At 35.9% G+C, this 19,495-nt stretch carries 17 protein-coding genes and 1 pseudogene; 15 read left to right on the top strand and 3 right to left on the bottom strand.

From position 1 onward, the window contains the following. Nucleotides 1-399 precede the first annotated feature (399 nt). Nucleotides 400-1,935, bottom strand: a complete 1,536-nt coding sequence (locus FJR38_RS12495; protein ID WP_168537350.1) for a CPBP family intramembrane glutamic endopeptidase — start codon at nt 1,933-1,935, stop codon at nt 400-402. A gap of 134 nt (nt 1,936-2,069) precedes the next feature. On the opposite strand from FJR38_RS12495, the gene FJR38_RS12490 reads away from it, so the two are divergent. From FJR38_RS12490 to FJR38_RS12470, 5 genes are all read left to right on the top strand, one after another. Beyond that, nucleotides 2,070-2,693, top strand: a complete 624-nt coding sequence (locus FJR38_RS12490) for a hypothetical protein (RefSeq protein ID WP_168537348.1) — start codon at nt 2,070-2,072, stop codon at nt 2,691-2,693. Nucleotides 2,694-2,782: 89 nt separating this feature from the next. After that, on the top strand, nt 2,783-3,196 hold the full coding sequence (gene arfB / locus FJR38_RS12485; RefSeq protein WP_168537346.1) for an alternative ribosome rescue aminoacyl-tRNA hydrolase ArfB: 414 nt from the start codon (nt 2,783-2,785) through the stop codon (nt 3,194-3,196). Between the two features lie 171 nt (nt 3,197-3,367). Then, the gene (locus tag FJR38_RS12480) at nt 3,368-4,282 is read left to right on the top strand and encodes a hypothetical protein (RefSeq protein WP_217360017.1); all 915 of its coding nucleotides are present in this window, start codon (nt 3,368-3,370) and stop codon (nt 4,280-4,282) included. Nucleotides 4,283-4,300: 18 nt separating this feature from the next. Beyond that, the gene (locus FJR38_RS12475; RefSeq protein WP_168494455.1) at nt 4,301-4,648 is read left to right on the top strand and encodes an STAS-like domain-containing protein; all 348 of its coding nucleotides are present in this window, start codon (nt 4,301-4,303) and stop codon (nt 4,646-4,648) included. Nucleotides 4,649-4,651: 3 nt separating this feature from the next. After that, entirely contained in the window at nt 4,652-5,263 is a 612-nt protein-coding gene (locus FJR38_RS12470; protein ID WP_168494453.1) for a hypothetical protein, read from the top strand. 13 nt (nt 5,264-5,276) lie between these two features. On the opposite strand, the gene uvrB is transcribed toward FJR38_RS12470, so the two are convergent. Then, the gene (uvrB, locus tag FJR38_RS12465) at nt 5,277-7,274 is read right to left on the bottom strand and encodes an excinuclease ABC subunit UvrB (protein ID WP_168537708.1); all 1,998 of its coding nucleotides are present in this window, start codon (nt 7,272-7,274) and stop codon (nt 5,277-5,279) included. 401 nt (nt 7,275-7,675) lie between these two features. Here uvrB and FJR38_RS12460 point away from each other — a divergent pair, with 401 nt between their 5' ends. From FJR38_RS12460 to FJR38_RS12430, 6 genes are all read left to right on the top strand, one after another. Further along, a complete protein-coding gene (locus FJR38_RS12460; RefSeq protein WP_168494378.1) occupies nt 7,676-7,849 on the top strand; it encodes a hypothetical protein in 174 nt (57 codons plus the stop codon). After that, entirely contained in the window at nt 7,846-9,918 is a 2,073-nt protein-coding gene (locus FJR38_RS12455; RefSeq protein WP_168537345.1) for an AAA family ATPase, read from the top strand. The genes FJR38_RS12460 and FJR38_RS12455 overlap by 4 nt, the downstream gene beginning before the upstream one ends. Nucleotide 9,919: 1 nt before the next feature. Next, on the top strand, nt 9,920-10,591 hold the full coding sequence (locus FJR38_RS12450) for a Uma2 family endonuclease (RefSeq protein WP_254449445.1): 672 nt from the start codon (nt 9,920-9,922) through the stop codon (nt 10,589-10,591). Between the two features lie 38 nt (nt 10,592-10,629). Next, complete coding sequence (locus FJR38_RS12445; RefSeq protein ID WP_371418191.1) at nt 10,630-11,538, top strand: S-layer homology domain-containing protein; 909 nt, start codon at nt 10,630-10,632, stop codon at nt 11,536-11,538. 104 nt (nt 11,539-11,642) lie between these two features. Beyond that, on the top strand, nt 11,643-12,116 hold the full coding sequence (locus tag FJR38_RS12435; RefSeq protein ID WP_168494445.1) for a DNA phosphorothioation-associated protein 4: 474 nt from the start codon (nt 11,643-11,645) through the stop codon (nt 12,114-12,116). A 23-nt stretch (nt 12,117-12,139) separates the two neighbouring features. Further along, a complete protein-coding gene (locus FJR38_RS12430; RefSeq protein WP_168494442.1) occupies nt 12,140-13,078 on the top strand; it encodes an HNH endonuclease in 939 nt (312 codons plus the stop codon). A gap of 10 nt (nt 13,079-13,088) precedes the next feature. Here the strand turns inward: FJR38_RS12430 and FJR38_RS12425 are convergent, their stop codons facing one another. Then, nucleotides 13,089-14,687, bottom strand: coding sequence for a DGQHR domain-containing protein (locus tag FJR38_RS12425; protein ID WP_168494441.1), 1,599 nt, complete (start codon nt 14,685-14,687; stop codon nt 13,089-13,091). A 175-nt stretch (nt 14,688-14,862) separates the two neighbouring features. On the opposite strand from FJR38_RS12425, the pseudogene dndC reads away from it, so the two are divergent. From dndC to FJR38_RS12405, 4 genes and pseudogenes are all read left to right on the top strand, one after another. Further along, nucleotides 14,863-16,477, top strand: a pseudogene (dndC, locus tag FJR38_RS12420) (DNA phosphorothioation system sulfurtransferase DndC). A gap of 226 nt (nt 16,478-16,703) precedes the next feature. Then, nucleotides 16,704-18,692: a DNA sulfur modification protein DndD gene (gene dndD, locus FJR38_RS12415; RefSeq protein ID WP_168537344.1), complete on the top strand. Its 1,989-nt coding sequence runs from the start codon at nt 16,704-16,706 to the stop codon at nt 18,690-18,692. Nucleotides 18,693-18,722: 30 nt separating this feature from the next. After that, nucleotides 18,723-19,001 (top strand): hypothetical protein, encoded by a 279-nt coding sequence (locus tag FJR38_RS12410; protein ID WP_168494435.1) that lies wholly within the window; start codon nt 18,723-18,725, stop codon nt 18,999-19,001. 2 nt (nt 19,002-19,003) lie between these two features. Next, nucleotides 19,004-19,447 carry an HNH endonuclease signature motif containing protein gene (locus tag FJR38_RS12405; RefSeq protein WP_168537343.1) on the top strand — a complete coding sequence of 148 codons (444 nt, stop codon included), beginning with the start codon at nt 19,004-19,006 and terminating at the stop codon, nt 19,445-19,447. The last annotated feature ends 48 nt before the right edge of the window (nt 19,448-19,495 follow it).

Genomic DNA, 19,495 nt, shown 5'->3' with positions numbered 1-19,495 from the left:
AGATCAAACCATGTTTGACATCAAGCTGTGCTATCAAACATCACTGGGCTTTGACTAGCTATGATTTAGATAATGATGAAATGCTCCTCAAGAATGAGCGTAAAAATATCAAATTTTTAGATAAAATGTAGCCAATTTGGCAGAAAATATTGTGTAGCATATTTGCAATTTTCAAGGTATGAATAATTCTGAAAATGGCAAACAAAGATATAACAATATAGATTTTTCTACATATCTATTTTGGAGATATCCGGAGGATTTTTTTAAAAGTTATTTCAAGATAATTTAACCTATAACTAGATAGTTATAAGCCTATTTTTGTCTAGCATTTAATAGACATTTCCAAAAAAGATCGTAGAGACGTTCCATGGAACGTCTCTACAACTAGGAATAAACGCCCTAATTATTACTACCTAAAAGAAACAAACTGATTAATGTGCCACTATTCCAAAGACTGTGGAGGAGCATGGGGGCGAGTAAATTGCGCGATCGCGTGTAAACTACTCCTAATACCATTCCCAATGCTGTCAAAGGTAGTATTTCCGCTAAACTGAGGTGAGCAGCCGCAAATAACAAACTACTGGCGAAAATTGCTCCCCAAACGGATGTATAACGAGTCAGGGATGGTAATAAAAAGCCCCTAAATAGGAATTCTTCAAAAAATGGTGCGGCCACGGCTGCGGTAAAGAAAAATATCCCCAATGCTGTATTATCCCGGCTTTCTAGTGCCATTTGCAATAGTGGATTACTGCCACCTTGTCCTTGCCATAATTTTTGATTAATCAAGGATACTATCACCACAATGGGTAAAGCTGCACAATAGCCACCCAGTCCCCAAAAAAACCAATTACTGAAGAATTTGCAGCGAAACCAGTTTTCAGGAAGGGGGAAAAACCGTCTAATGGAAAAATACAGAACTGACAAAGAACCAAAAGCCACTAACAGATAACTAACTAAAACGACAAAAGCCTCAATTCTGGCATTACCTGTCCCCCGCGGAATCGGCAAAATAGATAATATTTCGGGGATAAATAATTGCCCCATTAAGAAAAAGCCAAGGACGAAAACCTGGATAATTATTTCCCAATTCCAAGGAGTTGACCAAACTAAATCGCCATTTCTTGCTAATAGTGATTCTCGACCTTTAAATAACCTTTGAAGCAATAAGAAAATCAGTATAATTGTACCTAGCAAGGCTGTTAAGGTGGGGATAGTAGCAATTATAGCTAATTTTAATAATGCTTGAGTTGCTGCTTCTTGTTGGGCAATTTTTAGAGATGATAAAGCTTCTTGACGTTGTTGGAGTTGATATAATTTCTCTAACGCCGTTGAACGAAACCAACTATCTAAGTTTTGTTGAATTAGTTGTTCAGCTTTGGGAAATAGACGCGGAGGGTTACTCCACATTCCACTTAATACTTCAGCGGTTTCTTGATATTTGGGGTTGATATTTGAGTATTGTGGTAATTGACTCCAAGTTTTAATAGCATTGTCTATTTCCTGTTGCTGTGTTTGCAAAATCCCTAGACGCAAATCTAATTCTGCTAACAATTTTTGTTGTTGCTGGATAGATTTTTGTAACCTTTTTTCCTCTACAGAGAGAGATAAAACAGGAGTAGGTGCTGACGATTGCAGTTTTACTAATTTTTCCTTAGTTGTCTTTAAACTGGTTTGGACAGATTCACTCGCTTCTTTATATTGCTTTGTCGCGCTCATCTGAGGATTTGCACCCAGAATAGATTCTTGAATCGTTTGAATATTTTTGTCGCTGCTATCTTCTGGTTGCCATGCTTGGGCTTGTAAGATAATATTAGTCTGATATAATTCTAGACGACTTTGGAATTGAGGTTTTTGCCAGCTATTCAATAAAGATAACCCTGACAACATTATCGCTAACAATGTTAGCCCCAGTAACAGCAACCGCTTAATTGTCATCTATTCCCCTTTAATTTACGAGTACAGAGCATCAGCCCATTGGTAATTATAAGCTAGTACCGCAGGGTGGAGTTAAAAATTAAAAATTAAAAAAGTAGATTAATTAAGCCTTCTACCAATCACCAATTACCAATATGTTTTTTACCAATTCTCTAGAAAATCAACTCCAGCAGTGGAACAATTCTATTAGTAAGCAGCCAAATAATGCTAGTGCTTATATTCGTCGAGGCATGGTTTATTTTAAGTTGGCAAAAATTGAGGAATCAATTCAAGATTTTGATACTGCTGAAAGGTTAGATGTTCAAATTACTCCTTATCTTTGGCAACGGGGTTTATCTTATTATTATGCTGAACGATTTGCTGAGGGTGCAAAACAGTTTGAGATTGATTTGACTGTTAATGCTCAAGATGTGGAGGAAACTGTTTGGCGATATCTTTGTATGGCGAAGTTATCAGGTGTTGAAGAAGCTCGTAATTCTCTATTACTTGTGAAAAATGATCCTCGGAAAATTATGCTATCTATATATGATTTCTTTGCTGGTAATTGTTCAAAAGATGATGTTTTGAATGTGGGAAAGTTGGCAGGTTTAAAGGGTAAGTTCTACAGTCATCTTTATTTGGGTTTATATTATGAGGTTGAGGGTAATTTGGAGTTAGCGCGGGAATATATTGTTAAGGCTGCTGATGATTACAAACTTGATGATTATATGTGGTATTTAGCGGTGGTTCATAAGCATTTGCGGGGATGGAAATTTTGATGTCTCACGCAGAGGCGCAGAGGCGCAAAGAGAATTCAAGAGTTAAAACTGCTGTATGTTAATATTATGAGCTATGGATCTAAATTACTATGATAGAAATTTCTAATACTGTAATTATTCCTGATAGCGATATTGAAATTAGTGCAATTCGTTCTCAGGGTGCAGGTGGTCAAAATGTTAATAAGGTGGCTACTGCTATTCATTTGCGCTTTGATATTGGGGCTTCGTCGTTACCAGAAATCTATAAGGAAAGGCTTTTGAAATTGAAAGATCACCGCATTACTATTGAGGGAGTTGTGGTGATTAAAGCGCAGGAATACCGCAGTCAAGAACAGAATAAGGAGGAGGCTTTCAGACGACTTCAGGAACTAGTCAAAAGTGTGTCTGTTTTACCACGAAAACGCAAACGAACTAAACCAAGTCGCAATTCTCAAAGAAAACGTCTCGATAGTAAAAACAAGCGTGGACAAATTAAGTTGACTAGAGGAAAAGTTACAGAATAATCACCTTTGATATATATTATCTATCTTCCTAACATTTTATCTCGAAGATGTTTAATGCGAAGGATAAAAATATACTACTCTAGCCAAAAATAACCAATGAGGTTATGACATCTAGTATTATTGACATCTAATGGTCAAAATTCTAGAGAATCATAATTATTTGGAGTTGTTTTGTCATTAATAATTACCGAAAATCAACCACCAGTTTTGTATGTGGATACAATAAGAGACTATCCGCGCCATGTAGAGATGCTTTTGAAAGACTGGTATGAGATATTGCAACTCCCTGAAGATTGCTTAGAATTGATAATTGATTTCCACTATTGCACATTCTTAGGACACATTGGCGTTGCCTTTTTAGGCGGAATAGTTCGTCTATTTGAATACAGGGGTGGGAAGGTCAAGTTCCTATGGGATACGCTTATAGAGAAAATCCGTGTGAATTTGGCTCAAAATGGATTCCTCTATGATTTTGGCTACAATCAGAAACCTTGGGATGGTAACTCCGTACCTTATCGAAGTGATACTCAACACGACCCTATAGCCATTGCTGACTACTTAGGATATAAATGGCTGGGTAAAGGTTGGGTTAATATCAGTTCTGGATTACAGAATGCGATCGCAGGTAAAGTTGTAGAAATATACTTTAATGCCTTTGAACATAGCAATTCTCCCATAGGTGTATTTAGCTGCGGTCAACATTACACTACTTCAGGTACTCTTCAGTTAACGGTGGTTGACTTTGGGATTGGTATTTCTAATAGTGTTCGTACTTTACCCGAAAATGCAGCAATGACATCTATTGAGGCTCTAGAGTGGGCATTTAAGCCAGGAAATAGCACCAAGCAGCGAGGTGTCCGACAGGGTGAAGGTTTACACATCCTACAAGAATTTGTCCAAAAAAATCATGGAAATCTGATGATTTTCAGTAATGACAGCTATGTCAATATAGGGGATAATAGAGTTAAATACGAAAACATTTGTACTAACTTTTCAGGAACGCTAGTCAATATAGCTTTTCGATGTGATGAAAAATACTATTGTTTAGCTTCAGAAGTTCCTAAACTCAAGAAGCTGAAGCTCTAGAGAGAGGGAGATAAGGACATGATGTATAAAGTTTACGATATAGTTGGTGAGTATGCCATAACTCCTGATGGTGGACAAAGGTTATATGATCAGATTCATCCATGTTTACTAAGTGATGAAACAGTGGAATTAGATTTTGCAGGAGTGAAGATTTTTGCATCTCCATTTGTGAATTTTGCATTTGGTCAATTGTTGAAAGATATTCCATCTGAAAAGTTGAATCAATTACTTGAATTTACCTCTCTCAATGCTGATGGTTGGGATGTTATTAATCACGTAATGACTAGAGCTAAACGTTATTACTCTGATGAAAAATATCGTAATGCTGTGGATACGGTGATAACAGATATGGCTGCAAGTTTTTGAGGTATGGCAATTATTCAAGCTGATATCATAGATATCACAACTGACATACCACAGCAAAGTGACATTTTCTTTGTAGATACCAACATCTGGTTTTGGCAAACTTATACAAATGCTGCATTTACGGCTAAACGTTACCAAATTACAGATTATCCCAACTATATCAACAAAACACGCCAAAATGGAGCTACTCTTACTTATTCTGGACTCACTTTAGCTGAACTTGCTCATATTATTGAGAAAACAGAATATGATATTTATGTTCAATCTAATGGATATTTACACTTTAAGAAATACCGTCATGATTATCCAACAGAAAGAGCTAATGTAGTCGCTGAAGTTCAGTTTACTTGGCGACGAATCAAAAAAATTGCAATTCCTATTGATTTAACAGTAGATGACGCAACAACTGATGCTGCTATTAACCGATTTACCACTCAAGCAGTTGATGGTTATGATTTGCTGATGCTTGAAGCTATTAGCAAAGCAGGAGCAGGAACAGTTAAGATTATTACTGATGATATGGATTATAGTGTTGTTCCAGGTATTCAGGTGTTTACTAGCAATAAATATGTTATTCAAGATGCTGCTATGCAAAAGAAGTTAGTAAGGCGTTAATTATAAATTTAGTTTATCTACCCAACATTTTATCTCGCAGATGTTTAATGCGATCGCGTAATTTTGCAGCTTCTTCAAATTCCATCTTCTTCGCTGCTTCTTTCATCTGTTTCTCTAACAGTACAATTAACTCTGGAATATCTTCCAACGATAATTCATCTAAATGTTCATCAACCATTTTTAAATCAGTGGCATTTAATCGTCGGGAAGCATCTAAAAATGATAAAATCGAATTACTTTGTTTTTTAATAATTGGTTGTGGTGTAATTCCATGCAGTTTGTTATAAGCAGTTTGAATTCCCCTTCTTCTATCAGTTTCATCAATGGCTTTAATCATACTCCCTGTGAGTTTATCAGCATATAAAATTGCTTTTCCTCTAATGTGACGCGCCGCCCTTCCGATAGTTTGAATTAAAGAACGTTCAGTTCGTAAAAATCCTTCTTTATCCGCGTCCATAATCGCCACTAAAGAAACTTCGGGTAAATCTAAACCTTCTCTGAGGAGGTTTACACCAACTAACACATCAAAAACACCATTTCGTAAATCTTGTAATATCTCAATCCGTTGAATTGAATTAATTTCTGAATGCAGATATCTAATCCGAATTCCCCTTTCTTCTAAATATTCGGTCAAATCTTCCGCCATACGTTTAGTTAATGTGGTAACTAAAGTTCTTTCTTGACGGTCAACTCGATCTTTTATTTCTCCTAATAAATCATCAATTTGTCCTTCCGTGGGACGCACAAATATTTCTGGATCAATTACTCCTGTTGGTCTAATTACTTGTTCAATAATATTCTCTTCGGAAATCTCTAATTCCCAATTTCCTGGAGTCGCAGAAACGAAAATACATTGATTGACTTTTTGCCAAAATTCTTCGGCTTTTAAAGGACGATTATCCGCCGCACTGGGAAGCCGAAAACCATGATCTATTAATACTTTTTTCCTAGCTTGATCTCCGTTATACATTCCTCGCAATTGGGGAACACTAACATGAGATTCATCTATAACTAATAACCAATCTTTAGGAAAATAATCAACTAAACATTCTGGTGGTTCTCCTGCTTCTCTTCCTGCTAAATGACGGGAATAATTTTCTACGCCGTTACAATATCCCACCTCTCGTAACATTTCCAAATCATAACGGGTGCGTTGATCAATGCGTTGCGCTTCAACTAATTTACCCATTGATTCTAATGTTGATTGTTGGTATTTTAATTCTGTGGCTATATCTTCACAAGCTAGTTCTACTCTTTCTTTGGGGGTAACAAAGTGACGGGCTGGGTAGATATTTACTGCTTCTAAACTGTTGAGAATTTCACCGCTAACAGGATCTACATATCTAATTGCATCAATTTCATCACCAAAGAATTCTACACGAATAATTCTATCTTCGTAAGCAGGAGAAATTTCTAAAACATCACCCCGAACTCGGAATTTCCCCCTCCCCATTTCGATGTCGTTGCGGGTATATTGGACTGCTGTTAAATCTCGTAGAACTTGACGTGGATCAATTTCCATTCCCAGTTGTAAACGAATTGCAGCTTTGAGGTATTCCGCCGGCATTCCTAACCCATAAATACAACTAATGGAAGCGACAACAATCACATCCCGACGTTCAAATAAGGACCGGGTGGCGGAATGTCGTAGCATATCTATTTCTTCATTAATTGCTGATGTTTTTTCTATATAAGTATCAGTAACAGGTAGGTATGCTTCGGGTTGATAGTAATCGTAATAACTGACAAAATACTCAACTGCATTATTAGGAAAAAACTCCCGCAGTTCGTTACACAACTGGGCTGCTAATGTTTTATTATGTGCTAATACTAGGGTTGGTTTACCGACTTTTTCTATGACTGCGGCTATGGAAAATGTCTTTCCTGTTCCTGTCGCACCCAGTAATGTTTGATAATGATTTCCTTTTTGAATACTAGCAGAAAGTTGAGCGATCGCTTGCGGTTGATCACCCGTAGGTACAAAAGGTGCTTGTAAATTAAAATTCATTATCCAGATTCAACGTTACACACAGCAATTCTACACAATTTCTCAGTTTTGTGTCTGGGGCGAATTTTTTTTCGGGGTTTGGCTTGCAACATCGCCGGCGATGTGCTATATTAATATAATGGAGTGGTGATAAAATTTTTATGAAAGCACGCATTCCCATTATCAGAATATCATCCCTAGCGGCGCAAGTCAACCCCCAAAACCTCAAAAAAAGAAATTTTTTTTCTACTTAAATATAATTTAATACTTGTATTTATGTAGGAATTATGAGAAATGAACCACGAAGGGACGAAGGAAGCGAAGGAAGAAAAGAAGGAAGAAGGGTTTTAGAGAATTTTTGTGTGGGTTATATTTATAGTATCAGAAATGGTTAAAATGGAAAATAAATCTATTGCTATTTTGAAATGATTCCAGAAGCAAATATTGATGATGTTCAAGAACCAATTACTAGCGCACCACCGGAGGTAAAGCAAATTATTGAGAAGGTATGGAGACTGGAGAAAAGCAGATTAGATCGGAAAAGTAAGGGTCATATTAATGATGATATTCTCACTATTGTGAAGGAAGCGGTGCAATGAAGCTAACTTCTATTAAATTATGTAATTTTCGTTCTTTTTATGGGAAAACTCCGGAGATAATTTTAGCTGGTGGAGATGTTCGTAATACGACGATGATTTATGGTAGTAATGGCGCAGGTAAAACTAGTATTTTGAATGCGTTTACTTGGGTTTTATATGAAAAATTTAGTGCGGCTTTTGCGTCAACTGAACAGTTAGTAAATAAACGTGCCATTGCGGAATCTCAACCTAGTCAACCTGTGGAATGTTGGGTGGAAGTTGGTTGGGAACATGAAAGTAATCGTTATCGTGCTACTCGTGGTTGTCGGGTTTATAAAAATGAAAGTGATGTGATTGAAGCTGGGAAAACTCAGTTGAAAATTCAAGTTGCTGGAGATGATGGAAAATGGTATTTTCCTCTTCAGCAAGCGGAGGAAATTATTACTCAGATTTTACCAGCAAGTTTACATCAATATTTTTTCTTTGACGGTGAACGGATTGAGGAAATTGTTCGTTCTGATAATAAGGCGGAAATTTCTGAAGCAATTAGAACTTTTTTAGGTGTAGAAGTGATTGAACTTTCTATTAAACACTTGAAAGATGCTAAGAAGTCGTTGGAAACTGAGTTAAAACATATTGGTGATGCGGAAACTAAACAGTTATTGACTCAGCAAGAAAAGCAAGAATTAGAAATTGACAATATCAATAAACGTCAAACGGAAATAAATCAAGAGTTGGAATATCAACAAACTTTTAAAAAGGAAGTTGGTAATAAGTTACGAGAATTGAGTGCTGTTAAGGAATTACAGGAAAGAAAGCAAAGTTTAGAATCTCAAAAAGATAGTTTACGGGAGGAGTTGAAGAAAACACGGGAGAATTTGAAAAAGGTTATTTCCGCACGGGGTTATACTGTTTTGTTGTCAGAAACTACGACTAAGTTTCGGGAAATATTCACAGATTTAAAACAAAAGGGTGAATTGACTGCGGGAATTTCACGGGAATTTGTGAATGATTTACTCACTAGTGGGCGTTGTATTTGTGGCGCAGATTTAAGGGAAGGAACGCATACTCATTTTCATGTGAAGAATTTGATGAAAAAAGCAGGTTCTTCGACTGTGGAAGAAACCGCAATTAGAATGAGCGCACAAGTTGATGAAATTGATAAACAAGCAGTTGCTTTTTGGGAAGAAGCGGATAGGGAACAAGTACGAATTCAACAGTTAAGGGAAAATCTCAGTCAAGTTGAACTGGAATTAGCAACTATTCAAGAACAATTACGAAAAGATCCGAATGAGGAAATTAGTAGTTTACAAAAACGTCTTGATGAAATTGAAGCGAAAATTGATGAGTTGAATCGAGAACATGGTGCAAATCAACAGGAAGTTTCTCACCTGAAAACAGCTATTGATGCTTTGATAAAACAAATATCTAAGCAAAAACAAAATGAGGAAAAACAATCTTTAGCACAGCGGCGGATTAATGCTACTCAAGATGCTATTGAACGGTTATCGGAAGTTAAAAATCGTCAAGAAAATCAGTTTCGTCTGCAATTAGAACAGCGGGTACAGGAAATTTTCTCGGATATTTCTTTTACTCCTTATGTTCCCAAAATTAGCGAAAAGTATGAGTTGAGTTTGGTGGAAAATACGACGGGAATTGAAGCACCAGTCGCAGCTTCGACGGGTGAAAATCAAGTTCTCAGTTTATCTTTTATCGCTAGTATTATTGATAAGGTGCGAGACTGGAGTGAGAAGCGGAAAATGATGATGGTTCCTGATAGTAGCACTTTTCCAATTGTTATGGATTCTCCTTTTGGAAGTTTAGATGCTAATTCTCGTCGTCACATTGCTAGAACTATTCCTAAGTTAGCAAATCAGTTGGTTGTTTTGGTGACTAAGACGCAATGGCGGGTGGAGGTTGAGGAGGAAATTGCTGATAAGATTGGTAAGGAATATGTGTTGGTTTATTATTCTTCTAAGCCTAATTGTGAACAGGATTTTATTGAGTTGGGTAGGGAAAGATATGCTTTGGTAAGACAGAGTTTGAATGGTTTTGAATATACGGAAATTGTGGAAGTGGAACGAGGTTAGAATGTCTCACGCAAAGGCGCAAAGGAAGAAAGAAATGGTTGTTAGTTCTTTGAGTTTGGTTACTGATAGTTGGGTAAAGGTAAGTTGGGATGAGTTTCTAGAATTTGTTGAACATTCTGATTATCAGCAAGGAAGATTTTATTTTTATCAAAATTATATGAGGGTAGAAATGTCACCTGTTGGTTCAATTCATGGAAACAATAATAATGTTGTGGCCAATGTTGTGAATTTTTATGCGACATTGAAAAATATTAAAATTAAAGGTTGGGTAAATACCAGTTTTCGCAGAATGAATGAAGGAGAATGTCAACCTGATTTAGCTTTTTATATTGGTGAGAAAATAAAATTCCCTCCTTTGAATAATTCTCCTGTGAATATTAATGATTTAGCAGCACCGACTCTAGTTGTGGAAGTTGCTGCTTCTTCTATTAATGATGATTTGGGTTTTAAGCGGTTACTCTATGAACGTTTGGGTGTAAAGGAATATTGGGTAATGGATGCTAATAATCATGATATTATTGCTTTTGAAATTATTGACGGAGGAAGTAGAAGAATTGAGGAGTCAAAGGTTTTACCAGGTTTGCAAATCGCTATTGTTAAGGAAGCTATTCAGAAGAGTTTAACTCAAGATGATGGTGAAGTGAATCGTTGGTTGTTAGGAATTTTTAGTTGATATATCTCACACAGAATCCCAAAGGACGCAAAGGAAGAATGTTATTTAGAAGTTGTTTGTTGGTGGTTGGTTTAAGTTTTTTTCCTGTTCGTGTTTTGGCTTTTTCTGATACTCAAAATTATTGGGGTAAAGATTGTATTCAAGAGTTAGGAGAAAGGAGGTTACTTTCTGGTTATCCTGATGGTAGTTTTCGTCCTAATGCAATTGTTACCCGCGCGGAAGCTGCGGTTTTAATGTTGAATGCTTTTCCTAATGCGTCGGTGAAACGCAATGCGGTAATATTTAAGGATGTATCTCTTAATTATTGGGGATATAAAGCAATTAATTCTGCTTATCAAAAGGGTTTTTTCTCTGGTTATCCAGGAAATATTTTTCAACCTAATCAAGCAATTCCCAGAGCGCAAATTATTGGTGTTGTTGCTGGGGGAAAAAATTATGCTTCTGTCTCTAACCCAGCGCAGATATTACAACGTTATTTTGAAGATGCTAATTTAATTCCTAATTATGCTCAAAGTTCTATAGCTGCGGGAACTATTAATAGTATTGTTGTTAATTATCCTGATGTCAAAAAGTTAAAACCTCAAGCAACTGCTACTAGAGGTGAAGTTGCTGCTTTAATGTGTCGAGCGTTAAATATTTATGCTGTACCTCCTCAATATATTGCTGGTAAAGCAATTAAGTTTATTCAATTTCCTAGTTTAATTGTTGAAGTGCTTTCTCCGAGTACGGAAGCTTATGATAGGGGGGGAAAGTTTCAGCTATATAGACGGATTGAATCTTTACAGGAATATGTTTTAATTAGTGCTGATAAAATCGGTTTGGATTGTTTTCGCTTAAATGAGAAGGGTTTATGGGAGTTGCATCCTTTTGTTGAGGGTGATGAGGTACATTTAGTTAGTGTTGATTTTACTTTTCCTCTTTCTCTGGTTTATGAGGATGTTTTTTGATTTTTTTCTCACGCAGAGGCGCAGAGGCGCAAAGAGGAGCATAAGAGTATGGTATTAGTAAGTTAGGTTTGGTTTAATATATTTAGGGTGTAGATTTTATAATTATGGCTGCAAATAGAATCAAAATTGCTCAAGATAAGGCTGAGTTGGTGAAATCGTTACTAGCGTCTAAGGAAACACCGGGACCTTTCCAGACTTATGTGGAGGTGATGATATTTGCAGCAGCATTAGGCGTAAAGTATAAAAAAAGCGTTCCTCTAGGAGATACCACAAAAAGAGATCCTTCTCCAATTCCACAAGACAATTTTGCTTCACTTGGATATGACAAAATTATAAAATTATTAGGAATTGTTGAGACCAGTGATATCCAAATACTTGCGTCTAGGGAAGATGAATATGAGGATAAACGGACTCAAATATTTGAAGAGTATGCTAATGGTGGATTAGAAATATTACAAAGTGAATTGCGCGGAGTTGTTGATTATGCAGCACAACTTCTAGTAATTTTAATTACTGCAAGAGATTATCCAGAAAATAACATAGAGGAAGAATTTAATTTAAGTAGATTTTTAAAATGATCCATTTTCTAAAGTAGTTAAACATGAATAATCTTCGTTTTTATTGTGAAAAATTCTCTAGCTTGAAAGTAAGTAATAGCCGAAAACGTGGTAATGCTCAATATAAACCAATATTACTTTTAACCGTAATTGATTTGATTATGAGAGGAGTTATTACCAATAATCAAATTTTTGTTTCAGATGAATTAATTCAAACTTTTAATAAATATTGGGATGTAATTGGCTCACAATCTTATCAAGGGGGTTTACACTACCCATTTTTTCATCTGCAAAATGAGGGATTTTGGCACGTACAAATAAAAGCAGGTTTTAATAATTTACAACCAAAAACAACTAACAAATTAAAATTAGCTGTTGAATACGCATATTTAGACCGTGAATTATTTAATTATTTAGAAAATGAATCTTCTCGAAAAGAATTAATTGATGCACTTGTAGCTGCTTTTTTCTCGGATAATGAAGATGAAATTGAGGAATTTCTACAAATTAATCAGACTTTTCAAGATTATCCAGAAGTAGAAAAACTAGATAATATTGAAAATTTACCTAACAACCCTAAATGGAGTTTAAAAAAAACCCTAATTAGAAATGCTTTTTTTAGAAAAGCGGTTGTTTCTGTATATGATTGTCAATGCGCTTTTTGTGGGTTGAAAGTTACTAAAACTGGTAATCAAAATATTGTTGACGGCGCACATATAAAGCCATTTTCTGCTTTCTATGACAGTAGAATACATAACGGCATAGCACTTTGTAAAAATCATCATTGGGCTTTTGATAGAGGTTGGTTTGCTGTTGATGATAAATACAAAATTATCGTTAGTAAAGAATTAGAAGAAGTATCTCCCCATGCTAGAACAATAACGGAATTTCATGGGGAAATACTCATATTACCGAAAGTAGAGAAATATTTTCCAGATATTGAAGCCTTACAATGGCATCGTTATCATATATTTCAGCCATAATTAGCCATTATTATAAAATAACTGGTAGCCCTACCTCCTGTGGTTTGACCAACTTTCCATCAAAACCTATAGTTTGTTCTTCTGTCGTCCTAGCATTAGCTAAAGCTTTACGTAAAGCAGTAACTTCCATTTTTTCAGTCATTCCTCCCAACATATAAATAAATAACTTCACAGCTAAATCTTTTCCTACTACCTGCACCCGCTTTTTATTGGGGTCATATAAAACCCCATACCATAAAGATTGAGGATATTCCATACTACTAAAACCCCCTTGACGGTCAAATTTCTCCAACTTCTTAAAAATATCCGTCAAAGCAAAACCTTTTTTAAATACCAAAGTTCCCAAAGCTTGTGCTAAAGCAACTTGAGAAACTGGACGAAATAACATATTTCCCTCACCACCATCTTTTTCAAAATAGAAGCGACGCAAAGCAGTTGTTTCTTCATGTTCCAATATTTTATAACTGGGAAGATTAGCTAAATTATCAAAAAGTAGCTTAAAATCGGCAATTCCTTCCTGAATTTCTTCATTTTCTGGACGCATGGGAATTAACCCTTTTTCCAAAGGTTTCCAATGGGGGAACTTTTGCCCCAAATACCTTTCAGACATATCTTGTAAGGCTTGCAGCGTCGTTAAAACTGTAGAATTAGCAGCGACTGTGGCACTATTCCAATTAACACGGGGATTACGATTTGGTTTTTGTTCTAAAAGTGGATGTGTCACCGCAATTTTTCGCGCTACAATAGCAAAACCATCATCTTCATTTAATTGTGCTAACTGACCTTTAGTTAAAGGTGCAGCCATCAAATTCACATGAACAAAAATTGATCTTACCCGTCGTTTTGCTTCTGTATGAGTTTCCCCAGTATTCACCGCACAAATAAATTCAATCCCAATCTTTTCTTGACGCAAATTTTGTAAATAAGCAGGTTCTACTTGATATTTCTCGATTAAATCAGATAGAGTAATAAAACTTTCATCAGCAGTTTTATCTTTTTTATAACGTTGGAGTTTACCAGATTTAATTAACTCCATTAAACCTTGGACACCCATTAATCTATGCTGACCATCTAAAGCATAAATTGTCACATTTTCTTCAGAAATATTCAGTAAACCAACTTTACCATCTTTATCTAAAGGTATAAAATCAGTAGTCGCTTTTTTAGCCCTTCCTTGACTATCCCACTCCGCTGCTTTGGGGTTATCTACCCAAGGTTGATTAATTACCACCAAAACAGCCGGAAATTTATGGTTTTTTCTTGCTGCTAAATACTGCACTAACGGTGCTTGACGCGACCAATCAACAGGACGTTGTTGAATTTCATCAATACTATCAGCGTCAATTTCAATATTCTCTGTGTCTGGGTTGTACTTTTTTTGCAGCAGGGGTAAACCAGACGCAAAATGTACCCGTCCCGCGAACCATTCCAATGTCACAGAACCTACATAAGCCTCAGTTCCACCCATTTCAGTCTTTTGGACAAGAATTTGGTCTTTCTTCTCTAAAAACCTGTCTAGCAGCAAAGCTAATACCTGTTTATCCTTATTTTCCCGTTCTAAATACTCGTTAGCGAGTTGATCATTTAGTGTGTTTGTACTATTATTCATATTGCTTTTTGAAAACTTAGTAACTAACTCTTGCTTTATTGTCAAAAAAAATGGATACTAGGGATGCAATTTTTAAAAATATGTTGCACTCGTAGCTAGGTTTATTTATATACCAGATAATTTCCCCCGCAGGGAAGTATTGAGTCTAAGTCCATATATACATAGGTGGGGAAAAATGACTACAGCCCAACAGCCAGAAAATAAAAATCAGCCGAATCGTACTGTAGCAGAGTTAGTGGAGTATATCCAAGTTCTCTCTACAGAAATTCAAGAATTGTATTGTTTAGACCAGATACCTTGGGTAGTAGGCTATTCCGGTGGAAAAGATAGCAGTGCTACTTTACAACTTGTGTGGAATGCAATTTCTGGACTTCCACCAGAAAAAACGAACTAAACCAATTCATGTAATTACGACAGATACAGGGGTAGAAAATCCCTATGTTTCTGCTTGGGTAAAAAATTCATTAAAACAAATGGAAGTAGCTGCTCAAGAACAACAAATGCCAATACAACCTCATTTGTTACAACCAGAAACTAAACAAACATATTGGGCAGGTTTAATTGGTAAAGGCTACCCAGCACCGCGCAATAAATTCCGTTGGTGTACCGGACGATTAAAAATAGAACCTTCTAATCTTTTTATTCGTGATGTTGTGAGAGCTAATGGTGAAACAATAGTTATTTTAGGAACTCGCAAAACTGAAAGCATAACTCGCGGTTTGATTATGGAAAAACGTGAATTAGGTCGAGTCAGAGAACGCCTTTGTCCTCATCCTAATTTAATAAATTCTCTACTTTACACACCTATTGAAGATTGGCGGACTGATGAAGTTTGGCTATATTTAATGCAATGGGAAAACCCTTGGGGATATAGCAATAAAGATTTATTTTCTATGTATAGGGGTGCAACAGCAGATAATGAATGTCCTTTAGTTGTTGATACTTCTACTCCTAGCTGTGGTAGTTCTCGCTTTGGTTGCTGGGTTTGCACATTGGTTAATAGTGATAAATCTATGCAAGCAATGATTCAAAATGATGAAGAAAAAGAATGGTTACAACCATTAGTTGATTTTCGTGCTGAATTAGATGTTGACCGTGACCGCGAAAAAAGAGATTTTCGTCGGTTACGGGGAGAAGTTCAATTATTTGAACGTAATGTAAATGGTGAAACATCTGTTGAACCTATACATGGTCCTTATACAAAATATTGGCGAGAATATTGGCTAAGAAAATTATTGACAGCGCAAACAGAAATGCGACAAAATGCGCCCGAAAATATGCGCGATATTACCCTAATTTCTCAAGCAGAATTAAGTGAAATTCGCCGAATATGGTTAGAAGAAAAACACGAATTTGATGATAGCGTTCCCCGCATATACGAAGAAGTAACAGGAGAAGTATTTAAAGATCCCCGTCCTGGTGCTGACCATAGCATACTTGGTAGCGACGAATGGGGAGTATTAGAAGAAATATGTGACGGTGACGGAATGCACCTAGAATTAATGGCCAGATTATTAGATACAGAAAGACAATTCAAGAAAAAAATCCGCCGTGTAGGTATCTACGAAAGCCTAGAAAAATGCTTTGATACAAGTTCCCGTTCTCCAGAAAAAGCGATCGCAAATGCCCATTTAAAAAGGGATTTAAGACAAGCAGCATTAGATGGTGATGTTGCCACAATTCGGGAAAAATTCCAGCAATTAAGCTTAGGAGATACCCCCGAAAAACAAGAAAGTAAACCACAAACGTGGGCTAACTTCAAATATGCACAAAAGAACCCAGATGAATAGAATACTCCCTTCCCAGATAAAAATTAATTATCTTCTTCCTTCTTCTTTCTTCCTTCTTCCTTCTTCGTGTTCTTCGCTCCTATCCCTTCGGGACGCTCCGCGAACGTGGTTCATTTAATCTATATTCTTCGGCTGAGAAGAAAGTAATATCTTTACCCTTCCTCTAATCATCCGATAGAGAACAATATCAATCCAAAATCTTAAATCTAAAATCCAAAATTGTATCATGATCTTCCTAGAATTAGTCCTGCAAAACTTCGGTCCTTATGCTGGAAAACAAATCATCAACCTCAACCCCCAAATTGACGAAGATAACGCCCGTCCAATTATCTTGTTTGGGGGAATGAATGGCGGCGGAAAAACCACCCTAATGGATGCCATTCGCCTCGCATTATATGGACAACGCGCCCAATGTTCAACAAGGGGAAATCTGAGTTATAGTGACTTTTTAACCCAATGTGTAAATAGTAAAAGTACCCCTACAGAAAAAACCAGAATTGAATTAGTTTTTGAACATATCGAAGAAGATAGACCAATCAAATATCGAGTTGTGCGGACTTGGGAAAAAAATCCCAAAGACGGAAAAGACCATTTAGGAATATTAGGAGATGATGAAACATGGCCAATTGATTCATTAGTAAATATTTGGGATGAATATATAGAAAATATCTTACCTATAGGTATTTCCAATTTATTTCTCTTCGACGGTGAACAAGTTAAAGAACTTGCAGAACAGGAAATCCCGCCCCCTATAGTTGTTGATGCGATTAACGGACTTTTGGGTTTAGAATTAGCAGATAAATTAGCAATTGATTTAGAAATATTAGTAAATCGCAAAAAACGAGAATTTGCAGATACAAAAGATTTAGCAAAATTAGAAGAAATTGAAACCCGACTCCATGAAAAACAGGCAGAATACGAAAATAATCAGATAAAGTTAGCGAATTTGAATATTGAAGTTGAAGAATTAGAAAAAATTCATGAAGAAGCTTTAGATAGATTTGTGAATGAAGGTGGTAAAATCGCCGCTGAACGTAGCCAATTAGAACAACAAAAAGAAGATAAAATCAAACTTGGTAATAACGTTCGTGAATCCTTATGTGAACTAGCTGCTGATGTTTTACCATTAGCCTTAATTAGTCCTTTGTTATCGCAAGTCCAAAGACAGGGAGAAAAAGAACTAAAAACTCAACAAATCCAATTAGCTAAAGATGTCTTAATAGCCAGAGATGAAAGATTATTAAATTGGCTACAACAATTAAATCTAGAAACTAATAAAGTTACTAATATTCAATCTTTTTTAGCTGAAGATATCAATAACTTATATACCAATAACTTATCAACAGAAAATAACTGGTTAAATGGAGATGAAGAAAGTTTAAGTTTACTTGACAATATAACTTATCGTTTGCAAACTACCAAAAGTACAGCCCAAAAACAATTAGATGAACTAACTAATTATGAAGAAGAAATCCTCACCTTAGAAAGACAAGTACAAACAGCGGCTGCACCGGAAGAATATACAAAACTACAAAAAGCAGTAAAAGAAGCACAAACTGAATTTAATAAACTTAAATCTCAGTCAGATATAATGACTCAAAAACTGATAGAATTAGAAACAGAAACTAAAAGATTGAGACAAGAACTAAATGAATATACAGTAGAAAATCTCAAATATCAAAATAGCGAACACATTATTGATTCAGCCTTAAAAGTTCAACAAACATTAAAAGTGTTTCGAGAAAGATTAACCCTGAGAAAACTTAATAAATTAGAAGAAGAAGTAAAAAACTGTTTTCTGTATTTATTACATAAATCAGATTTAGTACATCGCATAGCTATTGATAGCAAAACCTTCGGCTTATCATTATATGATTTAAACGGTAAACCAGTTCCCAAACATCGCCTTTCCGCCGGTGAAAAACAACTATTAGCGATCGCATTTTTGTGGGGATTAGCCAAAGTATCAGGAAGACGCTTACCCGTCGCCATAGACACCCCTCTAGGAAGACTAGACTCCTCCCACCGTAACAACCTAGTAGAAAGATACTTCCCCTCAGCCAGTCATCAAGTAATCCTCCTTTCCACCGACACCGAAATAGCAAAAAAAGAATATCAAAACCTGCAAGAAACCGAAGCCATAGCCCGCGAATACCTCCTCCAATACAACTCCGGTAAAAGAGAAACCACAATAAAACCCGGTTATTTTTGGTAAAATATCATTTAGTATTTCACAGAGTTAAATATGACAATTCCCTTACTACCAACCTTACATAATTTACCTGCTACCTTACCCTTAGAAGGTGCTATCAGAATCGAGTTACAAGAAGGAACACCTATCTTTCGTGCTTCTAGTAATGTCCAGAATCGCATTGAAACATTACTCTTGCAACAACAAAATTCTCAACTGACACCAGAAGAAGAACAAGAATTAGATAGTTATGAAGAAATAGATGATTATCTCAGTTTTCTAAATCGCATAGTCCGTAATTTTGCTCATAATCAAAACCACCAAACTATATAAAAGTGTCAACTCGGAAAATAACAGATTCAATTCAGCAGCAAGTACGTCAACGCGCATTAGAATTATGCGAATATTGTCACGCCTCAGAAAAATGGCAATATGTACTATTTACAGTAGATCATGTAATTCCATTAAGTAAAGATGGCAAAAATACTATAGATAATTTAGCATTAGCCTGTTTTCATTGTAATCGCAGAAAATCAAATAATCTCACAGCAATAGATCCTGACTCCGGTAATCAAGTTGCATTATTCAACCCTAGAAAAAGCTTATGGAACGAACATTTTATTTGGTCAAAAAATGGATTAATAATTATTGGTTTGACACCTACAGGAAAAGCAACCATAGCAATACTAGATTTAAATAGAGAAAGAATTATCAATATTCGCGCTGCTGATAAAGCTATTAATCGTCATCCACCTCCAGAAGATCCCATTCAAAATTAGATACAATTCCTCATCATCACAAATAATGTAATCACCAATCACCAAAAT

Source organism: Anabaena sp. UHCC 0253, from assembly GCF_009712085.1.
GTDB lineage: Bacteria > Cyanobacteriota > Cyanobacteriia > Cyanobacteriales > Nostocaceae > Dolichospermum.
Note: the sequence above shows the minus strand (reverse complement) of the source record. Positions and strands in the feature narration are given on the sequence as shown.